The following is a 24081-nucleotide window of genomic DNA, read 5'->3' on the forward strand; positions in this document are numbered from 1 at the left end:
ACAGGAACGAAAGGGAGAATGAAAATATGAGACAGTTGAGAAGATGTATGCTGGTAGTGTTGTGTGTCTGCGTGATGGGTGCACTGACAGGCTGTGGAAATGACAATGCAGATAATAAGGCTACAGACTACAATGGTGATCGTACAAATGATGCGACAAATGGAACAGCAGACGATACGGAAAATGATGATGGAGTCGCAGATGAGATTGGTGATGATATTGAAGACGGAGCTGAAGACATCAAAGATGATGTAGAAGATGGCTTTGACGGCACAGATAACAATGCAGATCAGAAGACAGATAAAGCAACAGACAAAAAGACAACGGATCAGAAGACAGACAAAACAACAAAAAAAGATAAGAAATAATGAGACAGCGCACCGCCTTTTCTTTTTTTTGAAAAGGCGGTGTGCTATAATAATGCAATGATACCAAGGTCAAAAGGTCGAAAGCCGCATGAGCTTGCTCATAAGTGGCTGTATGACCTTGGGACCTGCCCCAATATGAGCATAAAAGTGGGATTGTGATCCCACGATATGCGAATAGTGGGCAGAATTGTGAGAGTGCGCAGCACGGAACAATTCGTGGGTATCATTATTAAATGTAGTTGGGCTTTATCCACTAGTAGTGTAATCGTAAAGAAGGAGTAACGCAGATTTATGAGATTCAGACCATGTATTGACATTCATAATGGAAAAGTAAAACAAATCGTAGGCGGAAGCTTAAGAGACGAAGGTAATCAGGCAACAGAAAATTTTACGTCTGAAATGGATGCGGATTATTACGCAGATTTATATAGGAAAGATGGCTTGAAAGGCGGGCATATCATATTGCTGAATCCGCCTTCTTCCGAATATTATAAGAAGACACTGGAACAGGCAGAAAAAGCATTACGGGCATATCCCGGCGGGATGCAGATCGGCGGTGGGGTTACGGCGGAGAATGCTTCCGGCTATATTGAAAAAGGTGCAAGCCATGTAATCGTAACTTCTTATGTATTTAAAGGTGGTAAGATCCGCTGGGATGCGATGGAGAAGCTGAAAAGAGAAGTAGGAAAAGAACATGTAGTCATTGATGTAAGCTGCCGGAAAAAAGATAGGCAGTATTACATTGTGACAGACCGGTGGCAGACATTTACAGATGTTGTCCTGAATGAACAGATATTAAAGGAACTGGCGGGATACAGTGATGAATTCCTTGTGCATGGTGTGGATGTAGAGGGAAAAGCAGCCGGTGTGGACAAGCATCTGGCTGAACTTCTCGGTAGATATCATGGCAATCCGGTTACATATGCGGGGGGGATCGGAAGCATGGAGGATTTAGAGCAATTTGCGCATCTGACAAAAGGATGTCTGGACTTTACAATCGGCAGTGCCCTTGATCTCTTTGGCGGAACGCTTCAGTATGAAAAAGTCCGGAAATATCGTTCGTAAAGGAAGTGTTACCAGTTTGTAAACACTTTATAAATTGGTTGAATTGAGATTCGGATAGTGCTAGAATAAAATTTGAGTAAATTTACAAATAAGGAGTATATATCAACATGGGTTTTATACAGAAAATATTTGGAACACACAGTGAACATGAGCTGAAGAGAATTTATCCGATCGCAGATGCGGTTGAAGCGTTAGAACCGCAGATGCAGAGCCTGTCAGATGAAGAATTAAGAGCGAAGACAAAAGAATTCAAAGACAGACTTGCTGGCGGAGAAACATTAGATGATATCCTTCCAGAGGCATTTGCAGTTGTGCGTGAAGCAGCATACCGTACTCTGGGAATGAAACCATACAGAGTACAGATCATCGGTGGTATTGTCCTGCATCAGGGACGTATCGCAGAGATGAAGACTGGTGAAGGAAAGACACTTGTATCAACGTTGCCGGCATATCTGAATGCGCTGACCGGTGAAGGTGTGCAGATCGTAACAGTCAATGATTATCTGGCAAAGCGTGATGCTGAGTGGATGGGACAGGTTCATGAGTTCCTTGGACTGACCGTAGGCGTAGTTCTGAATGAGATGGACAATGACGAGCGAAGAGATGCATATAACTGCGATATCACATATGTAACGAACAATGAACTTGGCTTTGATTATCTGAGAGATAACATGGTAATTTACAAGGAACAGCTTGTACAGAGAGGTATGAAATTTGCCATTATCGATGAGGTTGACTCGGTATTGATCGATGAAGCAAGAACTCCGCTTATTATTTCCGGACAGAGTGGCAAATCTACAAAGCTTTACGAAGCGTGTGACATTCTCGCACGTCAGTTAGAACGTGGTGAAGCGAGTGGTGAGTTCTCCAAAATGAATGCAATCCTTGGTGAAGATATTGAAGAGACCGGAGATTTCATTGTTAACGAGAAAGAAAAGAACATCAACCTTACAGAAGATGGTGTGAAGAAAGTAGAGAAGTTCTTCCATATTGAGAACCTGGCAGATGCAGAAAACCTGGAGATCCAGCATAATATTATTCTGGCACTGCGTGCACACAATCTGATGTTTCGTGACAAAGACTATGTTGTAAAAGATGATGAAGTACTGATCGTTGATGAGTTCACCGGACGTATTATGCCGGGACGTCGTTATTCTGACGGACTTCATCAGGCGATTGAAGCGAAAGAGCATGTAAAAGTTAAGAGAGAGAGTAAGACTCTTGCGACGATTACGTTCCAGAATTTATTTAACAAATATGAGAAGAAGTCCGGTATGACAGGTACTGCTCTGACAGAGGAGAAGGAGTTCCGTGAGATTTACGGAATGGATGTTGTAGAGATTCCTACAAATAAACCGGTTATCCGGAAGGATCTGGAAGATGCTGTATACAAGACAGAAAAGGAAAAATTCAAAGCTGTATGTGATGCAATTGAAGAAGCGCATGCAAAACATCAGCCGGTACTGGTTGGTACGATTACAATTGAGAATTCCGAACTTCTCAGTGGTATGCTAAAACGTCGTGGAATCAAGCACAATGTATTAAATGCGAAATTCCATGAACTGGAAGCTGAGATTGTTGCACAGGCAGGTATCCATGATGCAGTTACGATCGCAACAAACATGGCTGGTCGTGGTACGGATATTAAACTGGACGATGAAGCCAGAGAAGCAGGCGGACTGAAGATTATCGGGACAGAGCGTCATGAATCCAGACGTATTGATAATCAGCTTCGTGGACGTTCCGGACGTCAGGGAGACCCGGGAGAATCCAGATTCTATATTTCACTGGAAGATGATCTGATGCGTTTGTTCGGATCTGAACGTCTGATGAGTGTATTTAATGCACTTGGTGTAGAAGAAGGAGAACAGATACAGCATAAGATGTTATCCAGTGCGATTCAGAAAGCACAGGAGAAGATCGAGAGTAACAACTTCGGAATCCGTAAGAATCTGTTAGAGTATGATCAGGTAATGAATGAGCAGAGAGAGATCATTTATGAAGAGAGAAGACATGTACTGGATGGAGACAACATGCGTGATTCTATTTTCCATATGATGAATGATTATATTGAGAATACCGTAGATATGATCGTAAGTCCGGATCAGGATTATGAAGAGTTTAATCTGGTAGAACTGAACCGCAATATCTTAGAGACAATTCCAATGGAACCTCTGGCACCGGAAGATGTTAAGGGACTGTCACCGAAGAAGCTGAAACATCTGTTAAAAGAGCGTGCAGCAAAAGCATACGAAGTAAAAGAGGCGGAGTATCAGGAACCAGAACAGGTACGTGAGATCGAGCGTGTGATCCTGCTTAAGGTTATTGATGCAAAATGGATGGATCATATCGATGATATGGATCAGCTCCGTCAGGGAATTGGTCTGCAGGCTTATGGACAAAGAGATCCGAAGGTAGAATATAAGATGATCGGATATGAGATGTTCGGCGAGATGACACAGAGCATCTCTGCTGACACCGTACGTGCACTGTTCCATGTAAGGCTGGAAGAAAAAGTAGAACGTGAACAGGTTGCACAGGTTACAGGAACGAATAAAGACGATTCCGCAGCACATACTCCGAAGAAGAGAGCAGAGAAAAAGGTATATCCAAACGATCCGTGTCCGTGTGGAAGCGGTAAGAAATACAAACAGTGTTGTGGCAGAAAGTAAGAGCCACAGCCTGTAAACAGAATACAAAAATGAGAATATAAAAAAGAAAGAGGTGAAGCAAAAGTGGTTGAATTAGATCAGCTTAAGAGCATTTATAATGCTTACGAAGAACCTCTTGCCGAGATGAGGGATTCACTTTGACGTCGCCGGCAAGGAGAAAAGGATCGAAGAGCTGGAGCGCAAGGTAGAGGAACCGGATTTCTGGAATGATCCGGAAGAATCCCAGAAGATTATGAAAGAACTGAAGGATCTGAAAGAACTTACAGAGAAGATCCGCACGCTTTATACCGGATATGAAGATGTGGCGATTCTTCTGGAAATGGGATATGAAGAAGAGGATCCTTCTGTAGTGAAAGAAATTGAACAGGAATGGAAGAAGTTCGAAACGCTTTTTGAAGAACTTCGTATCCAGACATTGTTGTCAGGTGAATATGATTCCTGCAATGCGATCATGACGATTCATGCAGGCGCCGGAGGAACCGAATCCTGTGACTGGGCAGGTATGCTCTATCGTATGTATAACCGCTGGGCAGAACAGAGAGGGTTCGCGTTAAAAGTACTGGATTATCTGGATGGAGATATTACCGGAATTAAGACGGTAACGTTTGAAGTGAATGGTGAGAATGCCTATGGCTATTTGAAATCTGAAAAAGGCGTACACCGTCTGGTTCGTATTTCGCCGTTTAATTCGGCTGGGAAACGGCAGACATCATTTGCTTCCTGTGATGTTGTTCCAGACATAGAAGATGATATTGATATTGACATTGCAGATGAGGATCTGAAGATCGACACATACCGTGCCAGCGGTGCGGGTGGTCAGCATGTTAATAAGACATCTTCGGCAATTCGTATTACGCATCTGCCTACTGGGATTGTTGTGCAGTGCCAGAACGAACGCTCGCAGCATCACAACAAAGAAAAAGCGATGCAGATGCTGAAAGCAAAGCTTCAGCTTATGAAAGAGCAGGAACAGGCAGAAAAAGTGTCAGATATCCGTGGTGAGATCAAGGAGATTGGATTTGGAAACCAGATAAGATCTTATGTAATGCAGCCGTATACACTTGTCAAGGATCACAGAACCGGTCAGGAAAACAGTAATGTAAATGCGGTGTTGGATGGGGATATTGACGCATTTATTAATGCATATCTGAAACAGAAAGCGGAAAGATAAAGGAGAGATATATGGTAAATATTGCAGTTTTGGGTTATGGAACCGTAGGCTCCGGTGTCGTAGAAGTAATTGATACAAATGGAGCAGGAATTAATCAGAGAATTGGTGAGAAACTTCAGGTGAAGTATGTCCTGGATCTGAAAGATTTTCCGGGAGATCCGGTGCAGGAGAAGATTGTCCATGATTTTGAGACGATCATACAGGATGAAGAGATTAATATTGTTGTAGAAGTGATGGGGGGAATTGAACCTGCTTATACATTTGTAAAGAGAAGTCTTCTGGCAGGAAAAAGCGTTGCAACTTCAAACAAGGCTCTTGTAGCGAAACACGGTGCAGAGCTGTTGTCGATTGCAAAAGAAAAGAACATTAATTTTCTGTTTGAAGCAAGCGTAGGTGGCGGAATCCCGATCATCCGTCCGCTCAATTCATCTCTGACAGCGGACGAAATTGAAGAGATCACAGGTATTTTAAATGGTACAACAAATTATATGCTGACAAAGATGTTCTATGAAGGAGCTGATTATGACACGGTTCTGAAAGAGGCGCAGGCGAATGGTTATGCGGAGCGCAATCCGGAAGCGGATGTGGAAGGATATGATGCCTGCCGTAAAATTGCAATTTTATCTTCTCTGATCAGTGGAAATCAGGTTGACTTTGAAGACATTTACTGTGAAGGAATTACGAAGATCACGACAGAGGATATGAAATACGCCAAGGCAATGGGAACAACGATCAAGCTGCTCGCTTCCAGCAAGAGAGACGGCAGCAGACTGCATGCGATCGTTGCGCCTTGCATGCTTTATCCGGAACATCCACTGTACAATGTAAATGGAGTGTTCAATGCGATTTTTGTACATGGTAATGTTCTTGGTGATGCAATGTTTTATGGAAGCGGTGCCGGTAAACTGCCGACAGCAAGTGCAGTTGTAGCAGATGTTGTAGATGCAGCAAAACACCTGAACCGCAATATTATGACAATGTGGAAACAGGAAAAACTGACGCTGGAAGATAAAGGTGATGCCAAACGCAGATTCTTCATCCGCATGAAAGGTGATGAAGAAGAGATGCGGAAAGATCTGGAATATTCCTTTGGAGAGATCGAAATCGTGAAAGTTCCGGGATTAGAAGGTGAATTTGGAATTGTAACGCCGGTTATGATGGAAGGTGATTATGATACAAGAGCAAACCGGTACAAAGATCAGATCTTACATATGATAAGGATTGAAGATCAGAAAGCATAAGAAAAGAGGGCAAGCGAATGTTAATTGTAAAGAAATTCGGCGGCAGTTCTGTTGCGAATAAAGAACGTATTTTCAATGTTGCCAGACGATGCATTGAAGATTATAAAGCAGGACATGATGTAGTAGTTGTATTATCCGCAATGGGAGATACTACAGATAATCTGATAGAAATGGCACATGATATTAATCCGGATGCTAAGAAGCGAGAACTGGATATGCTTCTGACAACCGGAGAGCAGGTATCCGTATCGCTTATGGCTATGGCGATGCAGGCACTGGATGTTCCGGCGGTATCCTTGAATGCATTTCAGGTTATGATGCATTCTACATCCAGATATGGAAATGCTCGTTTTAAACGCGTAGATACAGAGCGTATCCAGCATGAACTGGATTCCCGGAAGATTGTTATTGTCACCGGTTTTCAGGGAGTTAACAAATACGATGATATTACGACTCTGGGACGTGGTGGATCTGACACAACAGCAGTTGCGCTGGCTTCAGTTCTTCATGCAGATAAATGCGAGATTTATACAGATGTTGAAGGTGTTTATACAGCAGATCCACGTGTAGTAAAGAATGCAAGAAAACTCGATGTCATCACATATGACGAGATGCTGGAGCTGGCAAGTCTGGGAGCCAAAGTATTGCACAACCGTTCCGTAGAGATGGCAAAGAAATATAATGTAGAATTAGTAGTACGTTCCAGCCTGACAGAGGCAGAAGGAACAGTAGTCAAGGAGGCAGCCAAGATGGAAAAACTGTTAGTAACGGGAGTCGCAGCAGATGCAAATACAGCCAGAATTTCAGTGATCGGTGTAGAAGATAAACCGGGCACGGCATTTGTAATATTTAATACACTTGCAAAGAACAATATTAATGTAGATATTATTCTCCAGTCTGTAGGAAGAGAAGGAACAAAAGATATTTCCTTTACGGTTGCATCAGATGATCTGGATCGTGCACTTGAAATACTGAACGAGAACAAGGAGCGTCTGACGATTCAGGAGATTACTTGTAATAAGAATGTTGCAAAATTATCAGTGGTTGGAGCTGGAATGATGAGTAACCCGGGAGTTGCAGCCAAGATGTTTGAATCTCTCTACAACTCAAGGGTTAATATTAATATGATCTCGACTTCTGAAATCAGAATTACTGTACTGGTAGATGAGAAAGACATCGAGAAAGCGATGAACGCAGTACATGATGGATTCATTATGACGGAATAATCGTCTGTTAAGGTTTGTTTGAAAGAAAACCGGCAAGAATCTGTTTGTTTTCTTCAGAGAGTGCACGATATTTAATAATAAAGTCAAGCTCTTCTCTGGAAAGATAAATGGAATTGCCGGTATTTTTTTCTTTTGCCATAACTACATACGGAATATATTCTTCTCCGGTTTTCAAAGCGCTTGTGTGATAAGTACTCTGAAGATTATCAAGGACCAGTTCATCGATAGAAATCCGATAAAATCTGGATATATGTAACAGCGAATCCAGATCCGGGGTTCGTTTGCTTGTTTCATAATTTGAATAAGCCTGTCTGGAGATATTCAGCAGACTGCTCAGATCATCCTGAGTCAGTTTGTGTTTTGTCCTTAAAAATCGTAAGTTATTAGCAAGCTGTATATTGGACATGGTATCACCTCCGTGCTTGAGTGTATGTTAGTTAGTATAGCAATTTACTAAAAAAATTGCTTTGTTTGCACCGAAATGTTTCAAAAGTGTATTTTAAACAAAAAGTTGCTGCTACATCTTGCTGAGATTGCTGTTGTGGTATTCACCGGAGAAGGTAACATCCTTTCCGAACCAGTCAGGTGCGCAGAAAGTATTGGCACTTGTTTCATCCGGAAATTCTACTTCAGCAAGGATGAGTGGAGCAAGATCTCCTTCGAAGAGATCAAGCTCGATCGTCAGAATATCGGATAAAGGAATCATATACCGCTTCTTGCGAATCAGTCTTCCGTCAATCTTCGGCAACAGATGAAGATATGCTTTTTCTGTAAGCGGAAGATTGTATTCTTCCCTGGTCATAAGACCGGAAGATTTGTAAGTGAGTTCATATTTGTCATTGTCTTTGCGGATACGAATGACGGGGGTTGTGTTTAGATAACCCTGCTCAATGATTCGACAAGAAAAAGAATCCAGACGCAGATGTGCCGGTAAGTGTCGGATTAGATATTTGCGCTCGATTTCCAATAGGAGTCCCCCTTTTTTGATACGACATACAGTTCTGTACTAATGATAATATAGTTTACACAAAAAGTAAACGGTGTTAATATTTATATTGGAAGAAAAATGCAAAAAATACGATGAAAGGAAGAAAAAGGAATGATAAAAGTAAGTGTGTTGCTGGCGGACGGCTTTGAAGAGATCGAAGCGCTGACCGTTGTTGATCTGCTCAGAAGAGCACAGATATATGTAGATACGATTTCTATCATGGAGGATTATACTGTACATGGTGCCCATGGTATTAATATACAGACAGAAGATCTGTTTGAAGAAGTGAACTTTGTGGAATCAGATATGATCGTGTTGCCGGGAGGAATGCCGGGAACAACGAATCTTAATGCACATGAAGGTGTCAGACGCGTAGTAAAGGATTTTGCAGCCGAAGGAAAGCCGATAGCAGCAATCTGTGCCGCTCCGACAGTGCTCGGTAATCTCGGATTATTAAAAGGAAAGAGAATTACCTGCTATCCGGGGGTGGAGACAGAGATCCAGGGAGCGGTTATGCTTCGCACACAGGTAGCAGTGGATGGCAATATTATTACAAGCCGGGGAGTAGGAACGGCGATAGCATTTGCTCTGAAACTAATCGAAGTGCTTGTTGGAGAAGACAAGTCAAGAGAGATTGCAGAAGCAATTGTATATGAAAAATAAAAAGCACCGGGAGCAGCAGAAATATCTGCAGAAAATGTTTAGAAATTCCCGGAAAAACAGTTTTTTCCACAGATAAAAACTAAGGGTGGATATTTGCAAATGTTTGTGTTATAATTCTGTGGTGAATGTTATTTGATATGCCTGTAACAGGCGATCGTTACCCCGTATGGGGCAGGCGCATAAAAGCGCGATTAAAGAATAGAATCAGGAGGAAATTGTAACATGAGTTTACAGGTAGAAAAATTAGAAAAGAACATGGCAAAACTTACAATTGAAGTACCTGCCAGTGATTTAGAAAAAGCACTTCAGAGTGCGTATAAGAAGCAGAAGAACAAAATCAGTCTGCCGGGATTTCGTAAAGGAAAAGTTCCGCGTCAGATGATCGAGAAGATGTACGGAGCAGAGATCTTCTTTGATGATGCTGCAAATGAGATCATTCCAAAAGCATATGCAGATGCTTATGATGAGTGCGAGCTTGAGATCGTTTCCAGACCGGAGATCAACATCGTACAGATTGAGAAGGGAAAACCGTTTATCTTCACAGCAGAAGTAGCTACAAAACCGGAAGTTACTCTTGGAGAGTACAAAGGACTGGAAGTAGACAAAGTATCTACACGTGTAACACAGAAAGAAGTAGAAGCTAAGATCGAGGAAGAAGCTGAAAAGAACGCAAGAACTGTAACAGTTGAAGACCGTGCAGTACAGGATGGAGACGAAGTAATCCTTGACTTTGAAGGGTTTGTAGACGGAGAAGCATTTGAGGGTGGAAAAGGTGAGAACTATCCACTGACTATCGGTTCCGGATCATTTATCCCGGGATTCGAAGAGCAGCTTGTCGGAGCAGAAGCCGAAAAAGAAGTAGAAGTAAAAGTAACATTCCCGGAAGATTATCATGCAGAAGAGCTGAAGGGAAAAGAAGCTGTATTCAAATGCACAGTACACGAGATCAAAGCAAAAGAGCTTCCTGAGATCGATGATGAATTCGCGGCAGAAGTTTCTGAGTTCGATACATTAGATGAGTACAAAGCAGACGTAAAAGCTAAGATCAAAGAGCAGAAAGCTACAGACGGAAAACGCAAACAGGAAGATCAGGCTGTAGAGCAGGCAATTAAGAATGCTTCTTATGAGATCCCGGATGCTATGGTTGATACACAGATTTCACAGATGGCTAACGATTTTGCACAGAGAATCCAGTCTCAGGGACTGACTATGGAGCAGTACTATCAGTTCACAGGAATGACTGAGGAGAAGATGAACGAAGAGTTCAAGCCACAGGCTGTAAAACGTATCGAGACTCGTCTTGTACTGGAAGCTATTGCAAAAGCTGAGAACATCGAGATCAGCGATGAGAAACTGGACGAAGAGATCGCTAAGATGGCAGAAGCTTATAAGATGGAAGCTGACAAGCTGAAAGAATTTATGGGTGATGCTGAGAAGAAGCAGATGAAAGAGGATATGGCAGTTCAGGAAGCTGTTACATTCCTTGTAGAAAATGCTGTAGAGAAATAAATAACAGCAGATATTATATTGAGGAGGCATATACATGAGTTTAGTACCTTATGTCATTGAACAGACAAGCCGTGGAGAGCGCTCCTACGATATCTATTCAAGATTATTAAAAGACAGAATTATATTTTTAGGGGAAGAAGTAACAGACGTGTCCGCAAGTGTGATCGTAGCACAGTTATTATTCCTTGAAGCAGAGGATCCGGAGAAAGATATTCATCTGTATATCAACAGTCCGGGAGGCTCTGTAACAGCAGGTATGGCAATTTATGATACCATGCAGTATATCAAATGTGATATCGAGACAATCTGTATTGGTATGGCTGCAAGCATGGGTTCTTTCCTTCTCTCCGGTGGAACTAAAGGAAAGAGACTTGCACTCCCGAATGCGGAGATTATGATCCATCAGCCATCCGGTGGTGCGCAGGGACAGGCTACAGAGATTCAGATTGCGGCTGATCATATTTTGAAAACACGCCAGAAACTGAATCAGATCCTTGCAGAGAATACAGGACAGCCGTTAGAAGTCATCAGCCGGGACACAGACCGTGATAACTTTATGTCGGCTGAGGAAGCAAAGGAGTATGGTCTGATCGACGAGGTAATTACACGTCGCTAAGACGGTTCTCCGGGATATGAGGTGAGAAAATGGCAGGAAGAAACGATGATCAGGTGAGATGTTCGTTTTGTAATAAGACACAGTCGCAGGTGCGTAAGCTGATCGCAGGACCGGAAGGCGTATATATCTGTGATGACTGTGTTGAAGTGTGCGCAGAGATTATCGAGGAGGAGATGAATCCGGGCAGTAATGCCGGATGGAATCCGTTCTCAGATATCAATCTGTTAAAGCCAGAAGAAATCAAAGCATTTCTTGATGAGTATGTGATCGGTCAGGAAGAAGCAAAGAAGGTTCTTTCCGTAGCAGTTTATAATCATTATAAACGGATTATGGCAGGAAGAGACGGTGTGGAGCTTTCAAAGAGTAACATTCTGATGCTTGGACCTACTGGTTGTGGCAAGACGCTTCTGGCACAGTCGCTTGCAAAGATCCTGAATGTTCCATTTGCAATTGCGGATGCAACTGCACTTACAGAAGCCGGTTATGTCGGTGAAGATGTTGAGAACATTCTGCTTAAGATCATCCAGGCAGCAGATGGCGATATTGAGCGCGCAGAATATGGAATTATATATATTGATGAGATTGATAAGATTACTAGAAAATCCGAGAACCCATCAATTACAAGAGACGTATCCGGAGAAGGTGTACAGCAGGCATTGTTGAAGATTATTGAAGGAACCGTGGCAAGTGTTCCGCCACAGGGCGGACGAAAACATCCACATCAGGAACTGATCCAGATCGACACTACGAATATTTTGTTTATCTGTGGTGGTGCGTTTGAAGGAATTGAGAAGATCATTGAGAAACGTATCGATCAGAAATCTATTGGTTTCAATGTAGAGATTGCAGAGAAGCATGAAGATGACGTGGATCGTCTGCTGAAACAGGTCCTTCCACAGGATCTTGTAAAATTCGGATTGATTCCGGAGCTGGTCGGACGTGTGCCGGTGAATGTAACACTGGAGATGTTAGACCGTGATGCGTTGATATCTATTTTAACAGAACCAAAGAATGCAATTGTGAAACAATATCAGAAGATGCTGGAATTTGATGGTGTGGATCTTACATTTGATAAGGCTGCGCTTGAAGAGATAGCTGAGACGTCACTTAAGAGAAGAACAGGTGCCAGAGGACTCCGTGCAATTATGGAGAATATCATGATGGATATTATGTATAAAGCACCTTCCGATGAGACGTTGAAGACGTGCAGGATTACGAAAGATGTAGTAAAAGGCATTGGTGAACCTGTATGTGAGCATGAGACGATAAGTTCAGAGAGTGCGTAATTATGGGGCGGGTACAGGTAATTGTGCCCGCCTGCTTTTATATATTAGCCGGAGAAGCTTTTCAACTTTGTATGAGAAGAGCCGGAGAAGCTTTCAGTTTTATAAGAAAAGCACGAAAGAGATCCAAGAAGATAAAACAGGAGAGTATATATGGAAAATGAAAGAATAAGTCTGCCTGTTGTGGCACTGCGTGGAATGACGATCCTGCCGGAAATGGTGGCACATTTTGATGTGAGCCGTGAAAAATCACTGCAGGCAATTGACCAGGCTATGACAGAAGGAGAGAAGATTTTCCTGACAGGGCAGTATGAGATAGAGACAGAAGATCCGGATGTGACAGATATACACAGAATCGGATGTATTGCAACAATCAAGCAGATTGTGAAGCTTCCGAAGAAGATCAGCCGTGTTCTGGTAAGCGGAGAGCAGAGAGCAGAGCTCATTGATCTGGAGTTTAAAGAGCCATATCTGCGCGGAACGGTTGCAGTGCGAGAGGATGTGGATACTTCATGGGAAGATACCGGAGCAGAACAGTCACCGCTCAATCTGGAAGCAATGGTGCAGGGACTCCGGGATATTTTCAAAGAATACATGGCAAAGAATCCAAAGATTGCGAAGGAATTTTCAGATCAGATCGATCAGATTACAGATCTTAAGAAAATGGTAAATGTGATCAATGCCAATGTTCCGATGTCTTATCCGGAATATCAGGAATTTCTGGAAGAAACGAATCTTATGAAACGGTATGACAAACTTGCCTATAAGCTTGTGAATGAGATTCAGGTACTTAATATTAAAGAAGAATTACAGGAAAAGATTAAAGAACGTGTGGATAAAAATCAGCGGGAATATATTCTGCGTGAAGAACTCAAACTGATTCGTGAAGAACTTGGAGATGAAAATCAGTTATCGGATGCGGATGAATTTCAGCAGAAGTGTGATGCGCTGGAGGCACCGGATGAAGTAAAAGAGAAGATTTCCAAAGAGATACGGAGATTCCGTAATTCCATGAATAATCCGGCAGAGTCGGGAGTTATCCGTACTTATATCGAAACGATGCTGGATATGCCGTGGGATCACATGTGCAAAGAACACAAAGATATTGCATATGCCAAAAAGATTCTGGACGAAGATCATTATGGACTGGACAAAGTAAAGGAACGTGTGCTTGAATTTCTCGCGGTACGCGCTCTGACGAAGAATACAGATGCACCAATCCTTTGCCTGGTTGGACCTCCGGGAACCGGTAAGACATCCATTGCAAAATCACTGGCGCATGCTTTGAAGAAGCCGTATGTGCGTATTTCACTCGGAGGCGTACGAGATGAGGCAGAGATCCGCGGTCACAGAAAAACTTATGTCGGAGCGATGCCGGGAAGAATTGCAGCGGCTTTGAAGAATGCCGGAGTGAAGAACCCACTGCTCCTTCTGGATGAGATCGACAAAGTCAGCAATGATTATAAAGGGGATACATTTTCAGCACTTCTGGAAGTACTGGATGCGGAGCAGAACAAGAATTTTAGAGATCATTACCTGGAGGTTCCGCTGGATCTTTCGGAAGTATTATTCGTGACAACAGCGAATACATTACAGACGATTCCAAGACCGCTTTTAGATCGTATGGAAGTGATTGAGATCAGCAGTTATACGGAAAATGAAAAACTTCATATTGCAAGAGAACACCTGATCCCGAAACAGCTGAAAAAGCACGGTTTAAAAGAAAAACAACTGTCGATCAGCAAGAAAGCTCTGTGGAAGATTGCAAGAAATTATACAAAAGAAGCCGGAGTCAGGCAGATGGAACGTAAAATTGCTGATATCTGCCGCAAAACAGCAAGAGAGATTTTGGAAGATAAGAAGAAAGCCGTACGCGTGACAGAAAGGAATCTGGAACATTATCTCGGAAGAGAGCTGTTCAGCTATCAGATGAAAAATGACAAGGATGAAGTTGGTATTGTGCGGGGACTTGCATGGACAAGTGTTGGCGGCGATACGCTTCAGATTGAAGTAAATGTCATGCCGGGAGAAGGCGAAATCCTGCTGACCGGTCAGCTCGGAGATGTGATGAAAGAATCCGCGCGTACAGGTATCAGTTATATCCGCTCCGTCAGCTCGGAGCATAAGATTGACGAGAAATTTTTCAAAGAGCATGATATTCATATACATATACCGGAAGGTGCAGTGCCAAAAGATGGTCCGTCGGCGGGAATTACAATGGCAACAGCAATCTTTTCGGCTGTTACAGGGAAAAAAGTCCGTGCAGATCTGGCAATGACCGGAGAAATTACGCTGCGTGGAAGGGTTCTTCCAATCGGAGGTCTGAAAGAAAAGCTTCTCGCTGCTAAAAATGCGGGAATCCTGACAGTTCTTGTTCCAAAGGAAAATAAAGCGGATGTAGAAGAGATATCAACAGAGATTACAAAAGGACTGGAGATCATTCCGGTTTCTCATATGGATGAAGTATTGAAGCTTGCACTAAAGCGTTAAAAGGGGGAAAAGAATATGGTTATAAGAAGCCTGAATCTGGAAACAGTATGTGGAATTACAAGTAAATTACCGGAAAATGAACATCCGGAAATTGCATTTGCAGGAAAATCAAATGTTGGAAAATCATCCCTCATTAATGCTCTCATGAATCGGAAATCATTTGCGCGTATTTCCGCGACACCAGGAAAGACACAGACGATTAATTTTTACAATATTAATGAAGAATTATATCTGGTAGATCTTCCGGGATATGGATATGCAAAAGTATCTGAGCAGGAAAAAGCAAAATGGGGTCAGCTCATTGAGCGGTATCTCCATGGATCGGAACAGTTGAAGGCAGTCTTTCTTCTGATTGATATCCGGCATGATCCGTCTGCGAACGACAAACTGATGTACAGTTGGATCGTGGAGCAGGGATTCAATCCGATCATTATCGCGACTAAATTAGATAAGATCAAGCGCAGCCAGGTACAAAAGCAGATCAAAGCAATTCGCCAAGGATTAAATCTGCTTCCGGGAACAATTGTTATTCCATTTTCATCTGTGACGAAGCAGGGAAGAGATGAGATATGGGAGCTGGTTGAGACGGAATTTATGGAGAAGAATGAAGAGAAGTAATGGATGAGAGAAATTGTCATCTGTGAAGATGTAGAGATTGAAAGAAACCTTTTGAATACAGTACTGCTATGGAACTGCTGTTTCTTGATACCTACATGAAAGAATTAAACGGCATGGAGACAGCGCGAAGAATAAGAGAATAAGAGAATAAGAGAATAAGGAAAGAGAAGTTTGATAACAGATTGACAAACTTCTCTTTTTTTGCTATTATTAGACTAAAGTACAAACAAAAGTCTAACAGTAAAACAAAAGTAACGGGAAGGAGTAAGATCATGAATTATATTACGAATATCCAGAAGTATTCTATTCATGACGGAGATGGAATTCGTACTACCGTTTTTTTTAAGGGATGCCCACTGAAATGTGTCTGGTGTCACAATCCGGAGACGCAGCGATTTGAAAGAGAACTTCAGTACGATAAGGAAAAATGCATTGGATGCGGAGCCTGTGCAAAAGTCTGTCCGCAGAGCGCGATTTCAATGACGGAGGGAAAGCCGGTTCTTGACAAATCTCTGTGTAATCTTTGCGGAAAGTGTGAGAATTACTGCCCGGAAGGAATCCGTGAGACAGTGGGAGAAGAGTATCCGGTAAAAGAACTGGTAAAAGAACTGATGAAGGATCTGATGTTCTACGAGCAATCCGGCGGCGGTGTTACTCTTTCCGGCGGAGAAGTTATGGCAATGTCTACGGAGTATGTGCTGGAAATTGCCAAAGCACTTAAGAAGGAAGAGATTTCTTTAACAATTGATACGTGCGGATATGTGCCGTATGATAAATTTGAAGCGGTTTTACCGTATGTAGATACATTTTTATATGATGTGAAAGTGATGAATCCGGAGCTTCACAAGAAGTACATAGGCGTAGATAACAGACTGATTCTTGAGAACCTTGTGAAATTATCGGATGCAGGAGCAAGGATTTACATCCGTATTCCGACAGTCAAAGAAGTGAATGGCAATGATGAGAATATGAAGGCAACCATTCAGTTCTTAAAAGAACACAATATCCATCCGGCACAGGTGAATTTGTTGCCGTACCATAATACAGGAAGCAGCAAGTATCCAAAACTGGATATGGAATATAAAGGAACTGATTTAACGGCACCAACAAATGAAGAGATGGAAGGTTTTGTAAAACTTTTCCAGGATGAAGGCTTCTCAAATACCAGAATAGGAGGTTAAAACAATGGCAAAAAGAGGCATGAATGAAAGAATTCAGAAACTGAGAGAACTGAGTGTAACAACACCGGTACATATCGACTTGGAGAGAGCGAAGATCGAGACAGATTTTTACAGAGAGAATGATGGAAAATATTCTATTCCTGTAATGAGATCTATGGTATTAAAAGAGTATTTCTCCAAGAAGACATTATATCTGGGTGATGGAGAACTGATCGTAGGTGAAAAAGGAAAAGACCCGCAGGCATCTCCGACATTCCCGGAACTTTGTTGCCACAGCGTAGAAGATATGACAGTTATGAGCGAGCGTGACCTTGTATCTTTCCATACAACAGAAGAAGACAGAAAGCTTCAGGCAGAGGAGATCATCCCATTCTGGCAGGGACGCAGCATGAGAGAAAAACTTCTTGCAACTATGACTCCGGAGTGGAATGACTGTTATTCAGCAGGTATGTTCACCGAGTTCATGGAGCAGAGAGGACCGGGACATACATGTGGTGGAGAACAGGTATTTACAACCGGATATATGGATTACAAAGAGAAAATCAAGAAGACAATGGATTCGCTTGATTTCTTAAATGATCCGGAAGCATACGACAAGATGGAAGAGTTAAAAGCTATGGATATTTCCTGCGACGCAGTGATCATCCTTGGCGAGAGATATCATGAATTAGCACTGGAGATGGCTGAGAAAGAAGATGATCCGGTTCGTAAAGAAGAATTAAAACAGATCGCAGCCAACTTGGAAGTTGTTCCTGCACATGCACCAAAGACATACTGGCAGGCAATCCAGTTATACTGGTTCACACATCTGGCAGTTACAACAGAGCTGAACCCATGGGATGCATTCAGCCCGGGACGTCTTGACCAGCATCTGATCAAATACTACGAGGCAGATACGGAAGCAGGAATTCTGGATGATGATAGAGCAAAAGAGCTGTTAGAGTGCTTATGGGTGAAATTCTACAACCAGCCGGCACCGGTAAAAGTAGGTATCACACTAAAAGAAAGTGCTACATACACAGATTTTGCAAATATCAATACAGGTGGTGTGACGCCGGACGGACGCGATGGAGTTAACGCAGTCAGCTATCTGATCCTTGACTGTATGGACGAGATGAAACTGGTTCAGCCAAACTCTAACGTAACAATCAGCAAGAAGACACCGGCACGTTTCTTAAAGAGAGCATGCGAGATCTCAAGAAAAGGATGGGGACAGCCGGCATTCTACAATACAGAAGCACAGACAATGGAGCTTATCAATGCAGGTAAATCACTGGAAGATGCACGTCGCGGCGGATCTTCAGGATGCGTTGAGACAGGAGCATGGGGAAGTGAAGCATATATCCTGACCGGATATCTGAACATCCCGAAAGTATTCCAACTTACACTTTACAATGGATTTGACAATGAATCCGGCAAACAGCTCGGTCTGAAACTTGGTTATGCAAAAGACTTCAAGACATATGAAGAATTATGGGATGCATTTCAGAAACAGCTGAAACATTTCATCGATATCAAAGTACGTGGAAATAATGTAATCGAGAAATTATATGCAGAGAACATGCCTGCACCGTGCCTTTCAGTTGTAACAAACGACTGTATCAGCAATGCAAAAGATTACAATGCAGGTGGAGCAAGATACAATACAAACTATATCCAGGGTGTAGGTATCGGAACTGTTACAGATTGTATCACAGCAATTAAATATAACGTATTCGATAAGAAAAACTTCACAATGGAAGAACTGATCGAAGCGATGGATCATAACTTTGAAGGATACGATGCAATTTATCGTATGGTACATGATAAGACACCGAAGTATGGTAATGATGATGACTATGCAGATTCTATCATGCAGGATGTATTTAACCTGTACCATGATTTGATTACAGGACGTCCGACTATGAGAGGCGGAAAATACGGAGTAGATATGCTCCCGACAACATGCCACGTTTACTTCGGAGAAGTAATCGGAGCAACTGCTAACGGAAGAAAAGCAAATGTTCCGGTATCTGAAGGTATCTCACCGGAGAAATCCGCTGATACAAACGGTCCTACAGCAGTTATCAAATCCTGCTCAAAGATGGATCACCTTGCAACAGCAGGAACTCTTCTGAACCAGAAATTTACTCCGGATGTTGTAGCAGGAGAAAAAGGACTTGAGAACATGTCCAGCCTGATCCGTAGCTATTTCGCAATGGACGGACATCATATCCAGTTCAATGTCATTGACAGACAGACATTGATCGAAGCACAGAAACATCCGGATGACTACCGCGACCTGATCGTTCGTGTAGCCGGATACAGTGACTTCTTCCGTAACTTAAGCAAACCGTTACAGGATGAGATCATCAACCGTACAGAGCAGTCTTTCGGCTAAGATGTAAAATAATATAAGATATAAGACAGGATATCCGGAAATGTAAAAGTTTCCGGGTATCTTTTTATTGACGCTGCTTGCCAGAAATTTAAATATCAATTATACATAACGCAGACGAGAGCATTTATAAGTATAGATCAGTTCCGGGAATAGAACTTGTCTATAATGATCTATGCCTTTCTGGTAATCAAGCAGATCCAAGCGATTTATCGCGAAGAAGGTAAACTTAATGAGTTATCTTCGAAAGCGACTTATCTGATTGCATCGCCATTTACGATAGCCAAATTTGCAGATGTCATGCAATCCATGGCTCCTGAATACCCAATCATCAAAGCGGAAAAGGTTGAACCGGAGGTATATAGGGTTATAAATGCAATTTTAGAGACAGAACAGTCGGATATTACTGTTGCACAGGCATATCTTCAAATTGTGTTGGCACGCTGCATAGGAAAATTAAATTTGGTAGAAAAGAGTAATGTGGGGAGCAACGATCTTATTTACCAGACAGTTTCCTATATATCAGCAAATTTTAAGAAGAAATTTTCGCTGGAAGAGATGGCAAAAGATCTAGGGGTGAGCAAATATGTTTTATCCAGACTCTTTTCCAAAACATTCCATAGAAACTTTAATCAATATCTTAACGATGCAAGGCTGAACTATGCATGCCATCGTTTGGAAAATACGAGTGATTCTATTACAAATATTTGTCTGGATAGTGGATTTGAAAGTCAGAGAACATTTAACCGAGTATTTAAAGAAAAATATAAAATATCACCGAGTGATTATCGGAGTATTTGTGTGAAAGAGATGTTGTCATAAAAGGTTCTGTTGATAGAAATATTTACTTTGATTTCACAGTACTATGTATTTGATTTTATGTGTGGATGATATAATATAAAAATATTTGTAAAAAATAGCGCTTTATTTTATTATGAAAAGAGCAAGGTGTATTCTAAAGAAACACTCAAAACTTATGCTTATCTTCCGACAATGGTATTGAATGAAGTGGGAGATATCGCCAGTATGGCAAAAGCAAAAGAGGAATAGTGTGATTAGGCAAATACCAGGAGGTAAAGTATATGATGAAACTTGATAATTTTGTAGGAATGATGACAGGACATTTTGATAATAAGGATCAATTTAATAAGATGCAGGCAGAAGGGAAAACATATCCATATGCGGAACATGTAAATACAATCTGTAATGACAAAATAAATAACCTTCCTGAAGATTTCAAAGGAAAATTTGTTGTTGAAGAGAGTTATTATGAAATTAATGGAAAACGTCATGCATCTCCACATCTTTTCCTTATCACGGAAATAGAACAGGGAATTTTACTTTCTTCTTATGAAATTCCAAAAGGAGAAGATAAAAATACATTTTCATATGATTCTATGAAGAATGTTGATTACTCTAAACTAGAAAAATCTGAAAAATTTAATCCGGCACTTTATCATGAAAAGGACGGAATCTGGGAGGGAGGCAGCACAAGCCAGTTCTCTCCGGTAATGACATTCAAACTTTGGGAAAAGTTTTCCAACAATTTTCTGGAAGTATCGGAAAGCATGGAAGTTAATGGAAAGAGAACTTTTGGATATGATGAACCAATAATTTATAAGCGTGTATAATCAAAGGCCTGCATATTGGGATGAACTTCAGTTTGTAGAGGACCCTATGAATTTGCGTAATATTGGGCGTCACATGAATGTTAATTTAAGGAAATAATATGGTAAGCAAAAGCGGGATAACTTTTCAAATTGTTCTATTGTTGCGTAGGTTATTAGCACTTAGAAGATGAAACATCTTAAGCCAAACAGTAAAGCAGAAGACTGTGCACCTAAGATGCTGACAAAGCAGGAAATTAAAACAAAAACACCTGCTGGTGTGCGTGAACTTCCAATATCGGATTATGTATTTAAAGCAATTCTGGAAGAACGGAAAACTTATGAGAAGAACCGCAGACGCAGATCAAAAGAGTTCCGGGACTGGAATTATATTTGTTGTTATTGAAGAAGTTATTCCAAAAGAGCGGAAAGATTAGTATTATGATTATTCAGAAGTGATTGAAATAGACTTAATCCTGGAGGAATATTTCAACGCAGCATGATAAAAAATAGAATAGTAGTAAGAGAGAAAAGTACAAATAAGAATCGAACATTTGTACTTTTTTCTTACCTTCATCTATATACTTTCAAAAAAATGTCTGATATAATAGGGACTGTTACAAGAACAAACAGTAAAAATATGACAGAACCGGAGCCTGGTATCATCAGGTATTTCCGAGTGCTGTTTTATCCGTAAAAATCAGTTTTGTGACTTTTATTCGTAACGAGGTGAAAAGGACATCTATTCACTATAAAAATGAGCTTTTCGTTACGAATCCGGATACGAATTTTTGGCTGATAATGATCATAGTAAAAAAGTTCACAGAACTTTTTCAATCGCATAAATGCGATTAAAAGTCACATCTTATTGAACATTAGTAGTTCAATAAGCATGAATGGAGGGATTTACCATGAATGCAGAAAAAGGACATTCGCAATCCGCTGACAATAGTCAGCTATTTGCTCATAAAAGCAGCCCGCAGGGTGGACATGCTTTTAAATTAAAAGCCCCATATGAGCCAACCGGAGACCAGCCACAGGCGATTGCAGAGCTTGTGAAAGGGTTCAAGGAAGGTAATCAATGCCAGACTTTACTAGGGGTTACGGGTTCTGGAAAAACTTTTACGATGGCAAATGTGATTCAGCAATTACAGAAGCCGACGCTTGTCATCGCTCATAATAAGACGTTAGCAGCTCAGTTATACGGAGAGTTCAAGGAGATGTTCCCCGAGAACGCAGTGGAATATTTTGTTTCCTACTATGATTATTACCAGCCGGAAGCCTACGTTCCGTCATCCGACACTTACATTGCGAAGGATTCTTCTGTAAATGAAGAGATTGATAAATTAAGACTGTCGGCAACAGCGGCGTTGATCGAACGGAGAGATGTAATCGTAATTGCCAGTGTATCCTGTATTTATGGTTTGGGCGAACCGGAGAACTTTGAGCAGATGATGGTATCATTAAGACCGGGAATGGAGAAAGACCGGGATGAAGTACTGCGTCAGCTGATAGATATTCAATATGACAGAAATGATATGGATTTCAAGCGAGGAACGTTTCGTGTGCGGGGAGATACAGTAGAGATTGTGCCGGCAGACCGTGGGGATACTGCGATCAGAGTTGAGTTTTTCGGGGATGAGATCGATCGGATTTCAGAGATTGATATGCTTACCGGTGAGATTAAAAATACATTGAATCACATTGCAATATTTCCGGCTTCTCATTATGTCGTTCCAAAGGAACGTATGGAGAAAGCAATTCATGATATTGAGCTTGAATTGGAAGGCCAGGTGAAATATTTCAAAGGCGAAGGAAAGCTTCTGGAAGCACAACGTATTGCGGAACGGACAAATTTTGATATTGAGATGATGAGGGAAACTGGCTTCTGTTCCGGAATTGAAAACTATTCCAGACATCTGGCAGGACTGCTTCCGGGACAGCCGCCGAATACGCTGCTGAATTATTTCCCGGACGATTTTGTAATGATGATTGATGAGTCGCATAAGACAGTTCCGCAGATTGGTGGAATGTATCATGGAGACCAATCGAGAAAACATACCCTGGTGGAATATGGTTTCCGTCTGCCATCGGCACTGGATAACCGTCCGCTTAGTTTTGATGAATTTGAAAATAAGATTGACCAGGTACTTTTTGTTTCGGCTACGCCAGGCACTTACGAAGAAGAGCATGAACTTCTCCGGGCAGAGCAGGTAATCCGGCCGACCGGGCTTCTGGATCCTGAGATTGTAGTGCGTCCGGTAGAAGGACAGATTGATGATCTGATTGGTGAAGTGAATAAAGAGATCGCAAAAAAGAATAAAGTACTGATTACAACACTTACGAAACGAATGGCAGAGGATCTGACCGATTATATGCGGGAAGTAGGCATCCGTGTAAGATATTTACATTCGGATATTGATACGCTGGAGCGTACAGAGATTGTCCGTGATATGCGACTGGATGTCTTCGATGTGCTTGTCGGAATCAATCTTTTGCGTGAAGGTCTGGATATTCCGGAGATTACACTTGTGGCAATTCTTGACGCGGATAAAGAAGGATTCTTACGTTCAGAGACGTCACTGGTACAGACGATCGGCCGTGCTGCGCGTAATGTGGAAGGACATGTTATCATGTACGCGGATACGATCACGGAATCTATGCAGAAAGCGATGGATGAGACGTCAAGGAGACGTGAAATCCAGATGAAATATAATGAAGAACATGGAATCACACCAAAGACGATACAGAAGAGCGTCCGTGATCTGATCAGTATTTCAAAGAAAGTTGCTGCATCTGAGATGAAGATGGAAAAAGATCCGGAGTCTATGAGTGCAAAGGAACTGGAGAAGCTGATCGCAGATGTGACAAAGCAGATGAAGAAAGCGGCAGCAGAGCTGAATTTCGAAGCGGCAGCAGAGTTGCGTGATAAATTAATAGAATTAAAGAAGCTACAGAAGGAAGAATAAAGAAAAATGGCAGATAAAAAGCCAGATAGAATAAAAA

20 protein-coding genes are annotated in these 24081 nt (G+C 41.7%); 18 read left to right on the plus strand and 2 right to left on the minus strand.

The features are described from left to right. Nucleotides 1–26: 26 nt before the first annotated feature. The 6 genes from DW152_RS00400 to DW152_RS00425 all read left to right on the plus strand — a co-directional run bounded on the left by DW152_RS00400 (nucleotide 27) and on the right by DW152_RS00425 (nucleotide 7743). The gene (locus tag DW152_RS00400; RefSeq protein WP_118287729.1) at nucleotides 27–368 is read left to right on the plus strand and encodes a hypothetical protein; all 342 of its coding nucleotides are present in this window, start codon (nucleotides 27–29) and stop codon (nucleotides 366–368) included. 291 nt (nucleotides 369–659) lie between these two features. Further along, complete coding sequence (gene hisA, locus DW152_RS00405) at nucleotides 660–1433, plus strand: phosphoribosylformimino-5-aminoimidazole carboxamide ribotide isomerase (RefSeq protein WP_118287730.1); 774 nt, start codon at nucleotides 660–662, stop codon at nucleotides 1431–1433. A 107-nt stretch (nucleotides 1434–1540) separates the two neighbouring features. Continuing rightward, nucleotides 1541–4105 carry a preprotein translocase subunit SecA gene (gene secA / locus DW152_RS00410; protein ID WP_117538112.1) on the plus strand — a complete coding sequence of 855 codons (2565 nt, stop codon included), beginning with the start codon at nucleotides 1541–1543 and terminating at the stop codon, nucleotides 4103–4105. A gap of 63 nt (nucleotides 4106–4168) precedes the next feature. Next, nucleotides 4169–5276 (plus strand): peptide chain release factor 2 gene (gene prfB / locus DW152_RS00415; RefSeq protein ID WP_118287731.1). Its coding sequence is split into 2 segments (ribosomal slippage): nucleotides 4169–4243 and nucleotides 4245–5276, totalling 1107 coding nucleotides; the frame shifts between segments, so codons are not numbered across the junction. A gap of 11 nt (nucleotides 5277–5287) precedes the next feature. Continuing rightward, complete coding sequence (locus DW152_RS00420) at nucleotides 5288–6517, plus strand: homoserine dehydrogenase (protein WP_117538114.1); 1230 nt, start codon at nucleotides 5288–5290, stop codon at nucleotides 6515–6517. A gap of 17 nt (nucleotides 6518–6534) precedes the next feature. Next, entirely contained in the window at nucleotides 6535–7743 is a 1209-nt protein-coding gene (locus DW152_RS00425; protein WP_021859568.1) for an aspartate kinase, read from the plus strand. A gap of 7 nt (nucleotides 7744–7750) precedes the next feature. Here DW152_RS00425 and DW152_RS00430 read toward each other — a convergent pair whose 3' ends face one another. Continuing rightward, the gene (locus DW152_RS00430) at nucleotides 7751–8149 is read right to left on the minus strand and encodes a helix-turn-helix domain-containing protein (protein ID WP_021859569.1); all 399 of its coding nucleotides are present in this window, start codon (nucleotides 8147–8149) and stop codon (nucleotides 7751–7753) included. Between the two features lie 111 nt (nucleotides 8150–8260). Further along, a complete protein-coding gene (locus DW152_RS00435; RefSeq protein ID WP_021859570.1) occupies nucleotides 8261–8710 on the minus strand; it encodes a CYTH domain-containing protein in 450 nt (149 codons plus the stop codon). A gap of 132 nt (nucleotides 8711–8842) precedes the next feature. On the opposite strand from DW152_RS00435, the gene DW152_RS00440 reads away from it, so the two are divergent. The 12 genes from DW152_RS00440 (at nucleotide 8843) to uvrB (ending at nucleotide 24044) form a co-directional block, all read left to right on the plus strand. Further along, the gene (locus DW152_RS00440) at nucleotides 8843–9394 is read left to right on the plus strand and encodes a DJ-1 family glyoxalase III (protein WP_118287732.1); all 552 of its coding nucleotides are present in this window, start codon (nucleotides 8843–8845) and stop codon (nucleotides 9392–9394) included. A 222-nt stretch (nucleotides 9395–9616) separates the two neighbouring features. Then, complete coding sequence (gene tig, locus DW152_RS00445) at nucleotides 9617–10903, plus strand: trigger factor (RefSeq protein ID WP_021859586.1); 1287 nt, start codon at nucleotides 9617–9619, stop codon at nucleotides 10901–10903. A gap of 34 nt (nucleotides 10904–10937) precedes the next feature. Beyond that, nucleotides 10938–11519: an ATP-dependent Clp endopeptidase proteolytic subunit ClpP gene (gene clpP, locus DW152_RS00450; protein ID WP_021859587.1), complete on the plus strand. Its 582-nt coding sequence runs from the start codon at nucleotides 10938–10940 to the stop codon at nucleotides 11517–11519. Between the two features lie 29 nt (nucleotides 11520–11548). Beyond that, nucleotides 11549–12805 (plus strand): ATP-dependent Clp protease ATP-binding subunit ClpX, encoded by a 1257-nt coding sequence (clpX, locus tag DW152_RS00455; RefSeq protein WP_118287733.1) that lies wholly within the window; start codon nucleotides 11549–11551, stop codon nucleotides 12803–12805. Nucleotides 12806–12955: 150 nt separating this feature from the next. Continuing rightward, nucleotides 12956–15292 carry an endopeptidase La gene (gene lon / locus DW152_RS00460; RefSeq protein WP_118287734.1) on the plus strand — a complete coding sequence of 779 codons (2337 nt, stop codon included), beginning with the start codon at nucleotides 12956–12958 and terminating at the stop codon, nucleotides 15290–15292. Nucleotides 15293–15307: 15 nt separating this feature from the next. Continuing rightward, nucleotides 15308–15910 (plus strand): ribosome biogenesis GTP-binding protein YihA/YsxC, encoded by a 603-nt coding sequence (yihA, locus tag DW152_RS00465; protein WP_118287735.1) that lies wholly within the window; start codon nucleotides 15308–15310, stop codon nucleotides 15908–15910. A 272-nt stretch (nucleotides 15911–16182) separates the two neighbouring features. After that, a complete protein-coding gene (locus DW152_RS00470) occupies nucleotides 16183–17091 on the plus strand; it encodes a trans-4-hydroxy-L-proline dehydratase activase (protein WP_021859591.1) in 909 nt (302 codons plus the stop codon). Between the two features lie 4 nt (nucleotides 17092–17095). Further along, nucleotides 17096–19471: a trans-4-hydroxy-L-proline dehydratase gene (gene hypD, locus DW152_RS00475; RefSeq protein WP_021859592.1), complete on the plus strand. Its 2376-nt coding sequence runs from the start codon at nucleotides 17096–17098 to the stop codon at nucleotides 19469–19471. 165 nt (nucleotides 19472–19636) lie between these two features. After that, nucleotides 19637–20290: a helix-turn-helix domain-containing protein gene (locus tag DW152_RS00480; RefSeq protein WP_334294643.1), complete on the plus strand. Its 654-nt coding sequence runs from the start codon at nucleotides 19637–19639 to the stop codon at nucleotides 20288–20290. A gap of 260 nt (nucleotides 20291–20550) precedes the next feature. Continuing rightward, complete coding sequence (locus tag DW152_RS00490) at nucleotides 20551–21099, plus strand: hypothetical protein (protein WP_117539071.1); 549 nt, start codon at nucleotides 20551–20553, stop codon at nucleotides 21097–21099. 166 nt (nucleotides 21100–21265) lie between these two features. After that, nucleotides 21266–21481: a hypothetical protein gene (locus DW152_RS13295; RefSeq protein ID WP_199663788.1), complete on the plus strand. Its 216-nt coding sequence runs from the start codon at nucleotides 21266–21268 to the stop codon at nucleotides 21479–21481. 490 nt (nucleotides 21482–21971) lie between these two features. Continuing rightward, the gene (gene uvrB, locus DW152_RS00500; protein ID WP_118287737.1) at nucleotides 21972–24044 is read left to right on the plus strand and encodes an excinuclease ABC subunit UvrB; all 2073 of its coding nucleotides are present in this window, start codon (nucleotides 21972–21974) and stop codon (nucleotides 24042–24044) included. Nucleotides 24045–24081 lie beyond the last annotated feature (37 nt).

The organism is Dorea sp. AM13-35 (genome assembly GCF_003473885.1).
Classification (GTDB): Bacteria; Bacillota; Clostridia; order Lachnospirales; family Lachnospiraceae; genus Dorea_D; species Dorea_D hominis.

Excerpts from the sequence above, each read along its gene's own strand:
- lon (WP_118287734.1), top strand. The coding sequence starts at position 12,956 with ATGGAAAATGAAAGAATAAGTCTGCCTGTTGTGGCACTGCGTGGAATG.
- DW152_RS00400 (WP_118287729.1), top strand. The coding sequence starts at position 27 with ATGAGACAGTTGAGAAGATGTATGCTGGTAGTGTTGTGTGTCTGCGTG.
- DW152_RS00480 (WP_334294643.1), top strand. The coding sequence starts at position 19,637 with ATGATCTATGCCTTTCTGGTAATCAAGCAGATCCAAGCGATTTATCGC.
- yihA (WP_118287735.1), top strand. The coding sequence starts at position 15,308 with ATGGTTATAAGAAGCCTGAATCTGGAAACAGTATGTGGAATTACAAGT.
- DW152_RS00425 (WP_021859568.1), top strand. The coding sequence starts at position 6,535 with ATGTTAATTGTAAAGAAATTCGGCGGCAGTTCTGTTGCGAATAAAGAA.
- DW152_RS00490 (WP_117539071.1), top strand. The coding sequence starts at position 20,551 with ATGATGAAACTTGATAATTTTGTAGGAATGATGACAGGACATTTTGAT.
- DW152_RS00420 (WP_117538114.1), top strand. The coding sequence starts at position 5,288 with ATGGTAAATATTGCAGTTTTGGGTTATGGAACCGTAGGCTCCGGTGTC.
- DW152_RS00440 (WP_118287732.1), top strand. The coding sequence starts at position 8,843 with ATGATAAAAGTAAGTGTGTTGCTGGCGGACGGCTTTGAAGAGATCGAA.
- uvrB (WP_118287737.1), top strand. The coding sequence starts at position 21,972 with ATGGAGGGATTTACCATGAATGCAGAAAAAGGACATTCGCAATCCGCT.
- DW152_RS00430 (WP_021859569.1), bottom strand. The coding sequence starts at position 8,149 with ATGTCCAATATACAGCTTGCTAATAACTTACGATTTTTAAGGACAAAA.
- secA (WP_117538112.1), top strand. The coding sequence starts at position 1,541 with ATGGGTTTTATACAGAAAATATTTGGAACACACAGTGAACATGAGCTG.
- hisA (WP_118287730.1), top strand. The coding sequence starts at position 660 with ATGAGATTCAGACCATGTATTGACATTCATAATGGAAAAGTAAAACAA.
- DW152_RS13295 (WP_199663788.1), top strand. The coding sequence starts at position 21,266 with ATGAAACATCTTAAGCCAAACAGTAAAGCAGAAGACTGTGCACCTAAG.
- clpP (WP_021859587.1), top strand. The coding sequence starts at position 10,938 with ATGAGTTTAGTACCTTATGTCATTGAACAGACAAGCCGTGGAGAGCGC.
- DW152_RS00470 (WP_021859591.1), top strand. The coding sequence starts at position 16,183 with ATGAATTATATTACGAATATCCAGAAGTATTCTATTCATGACGGAGAT.
- tig (WP_021859586.1), top strand. The coding sequence starts at position 9,617 with ATGAGTTTACAGGTAGAAAAATTAGAAAAGAACATGGCAAAACTTACA.
- clpX (WP_118287733.1), top strand. The coding sequence starts at position 11,549 with ATGGCAGGAAGAAACGATGATCAGGTGAGATGTTCGTTTTGTAATAAG.
- hypD (WP_021859592.1), top strand. The coding sequence starts at position 17,096 with ATGGCAAAAAGAGGCATGAATGAAAGAATTCAGAAACTGAGAGAACTG.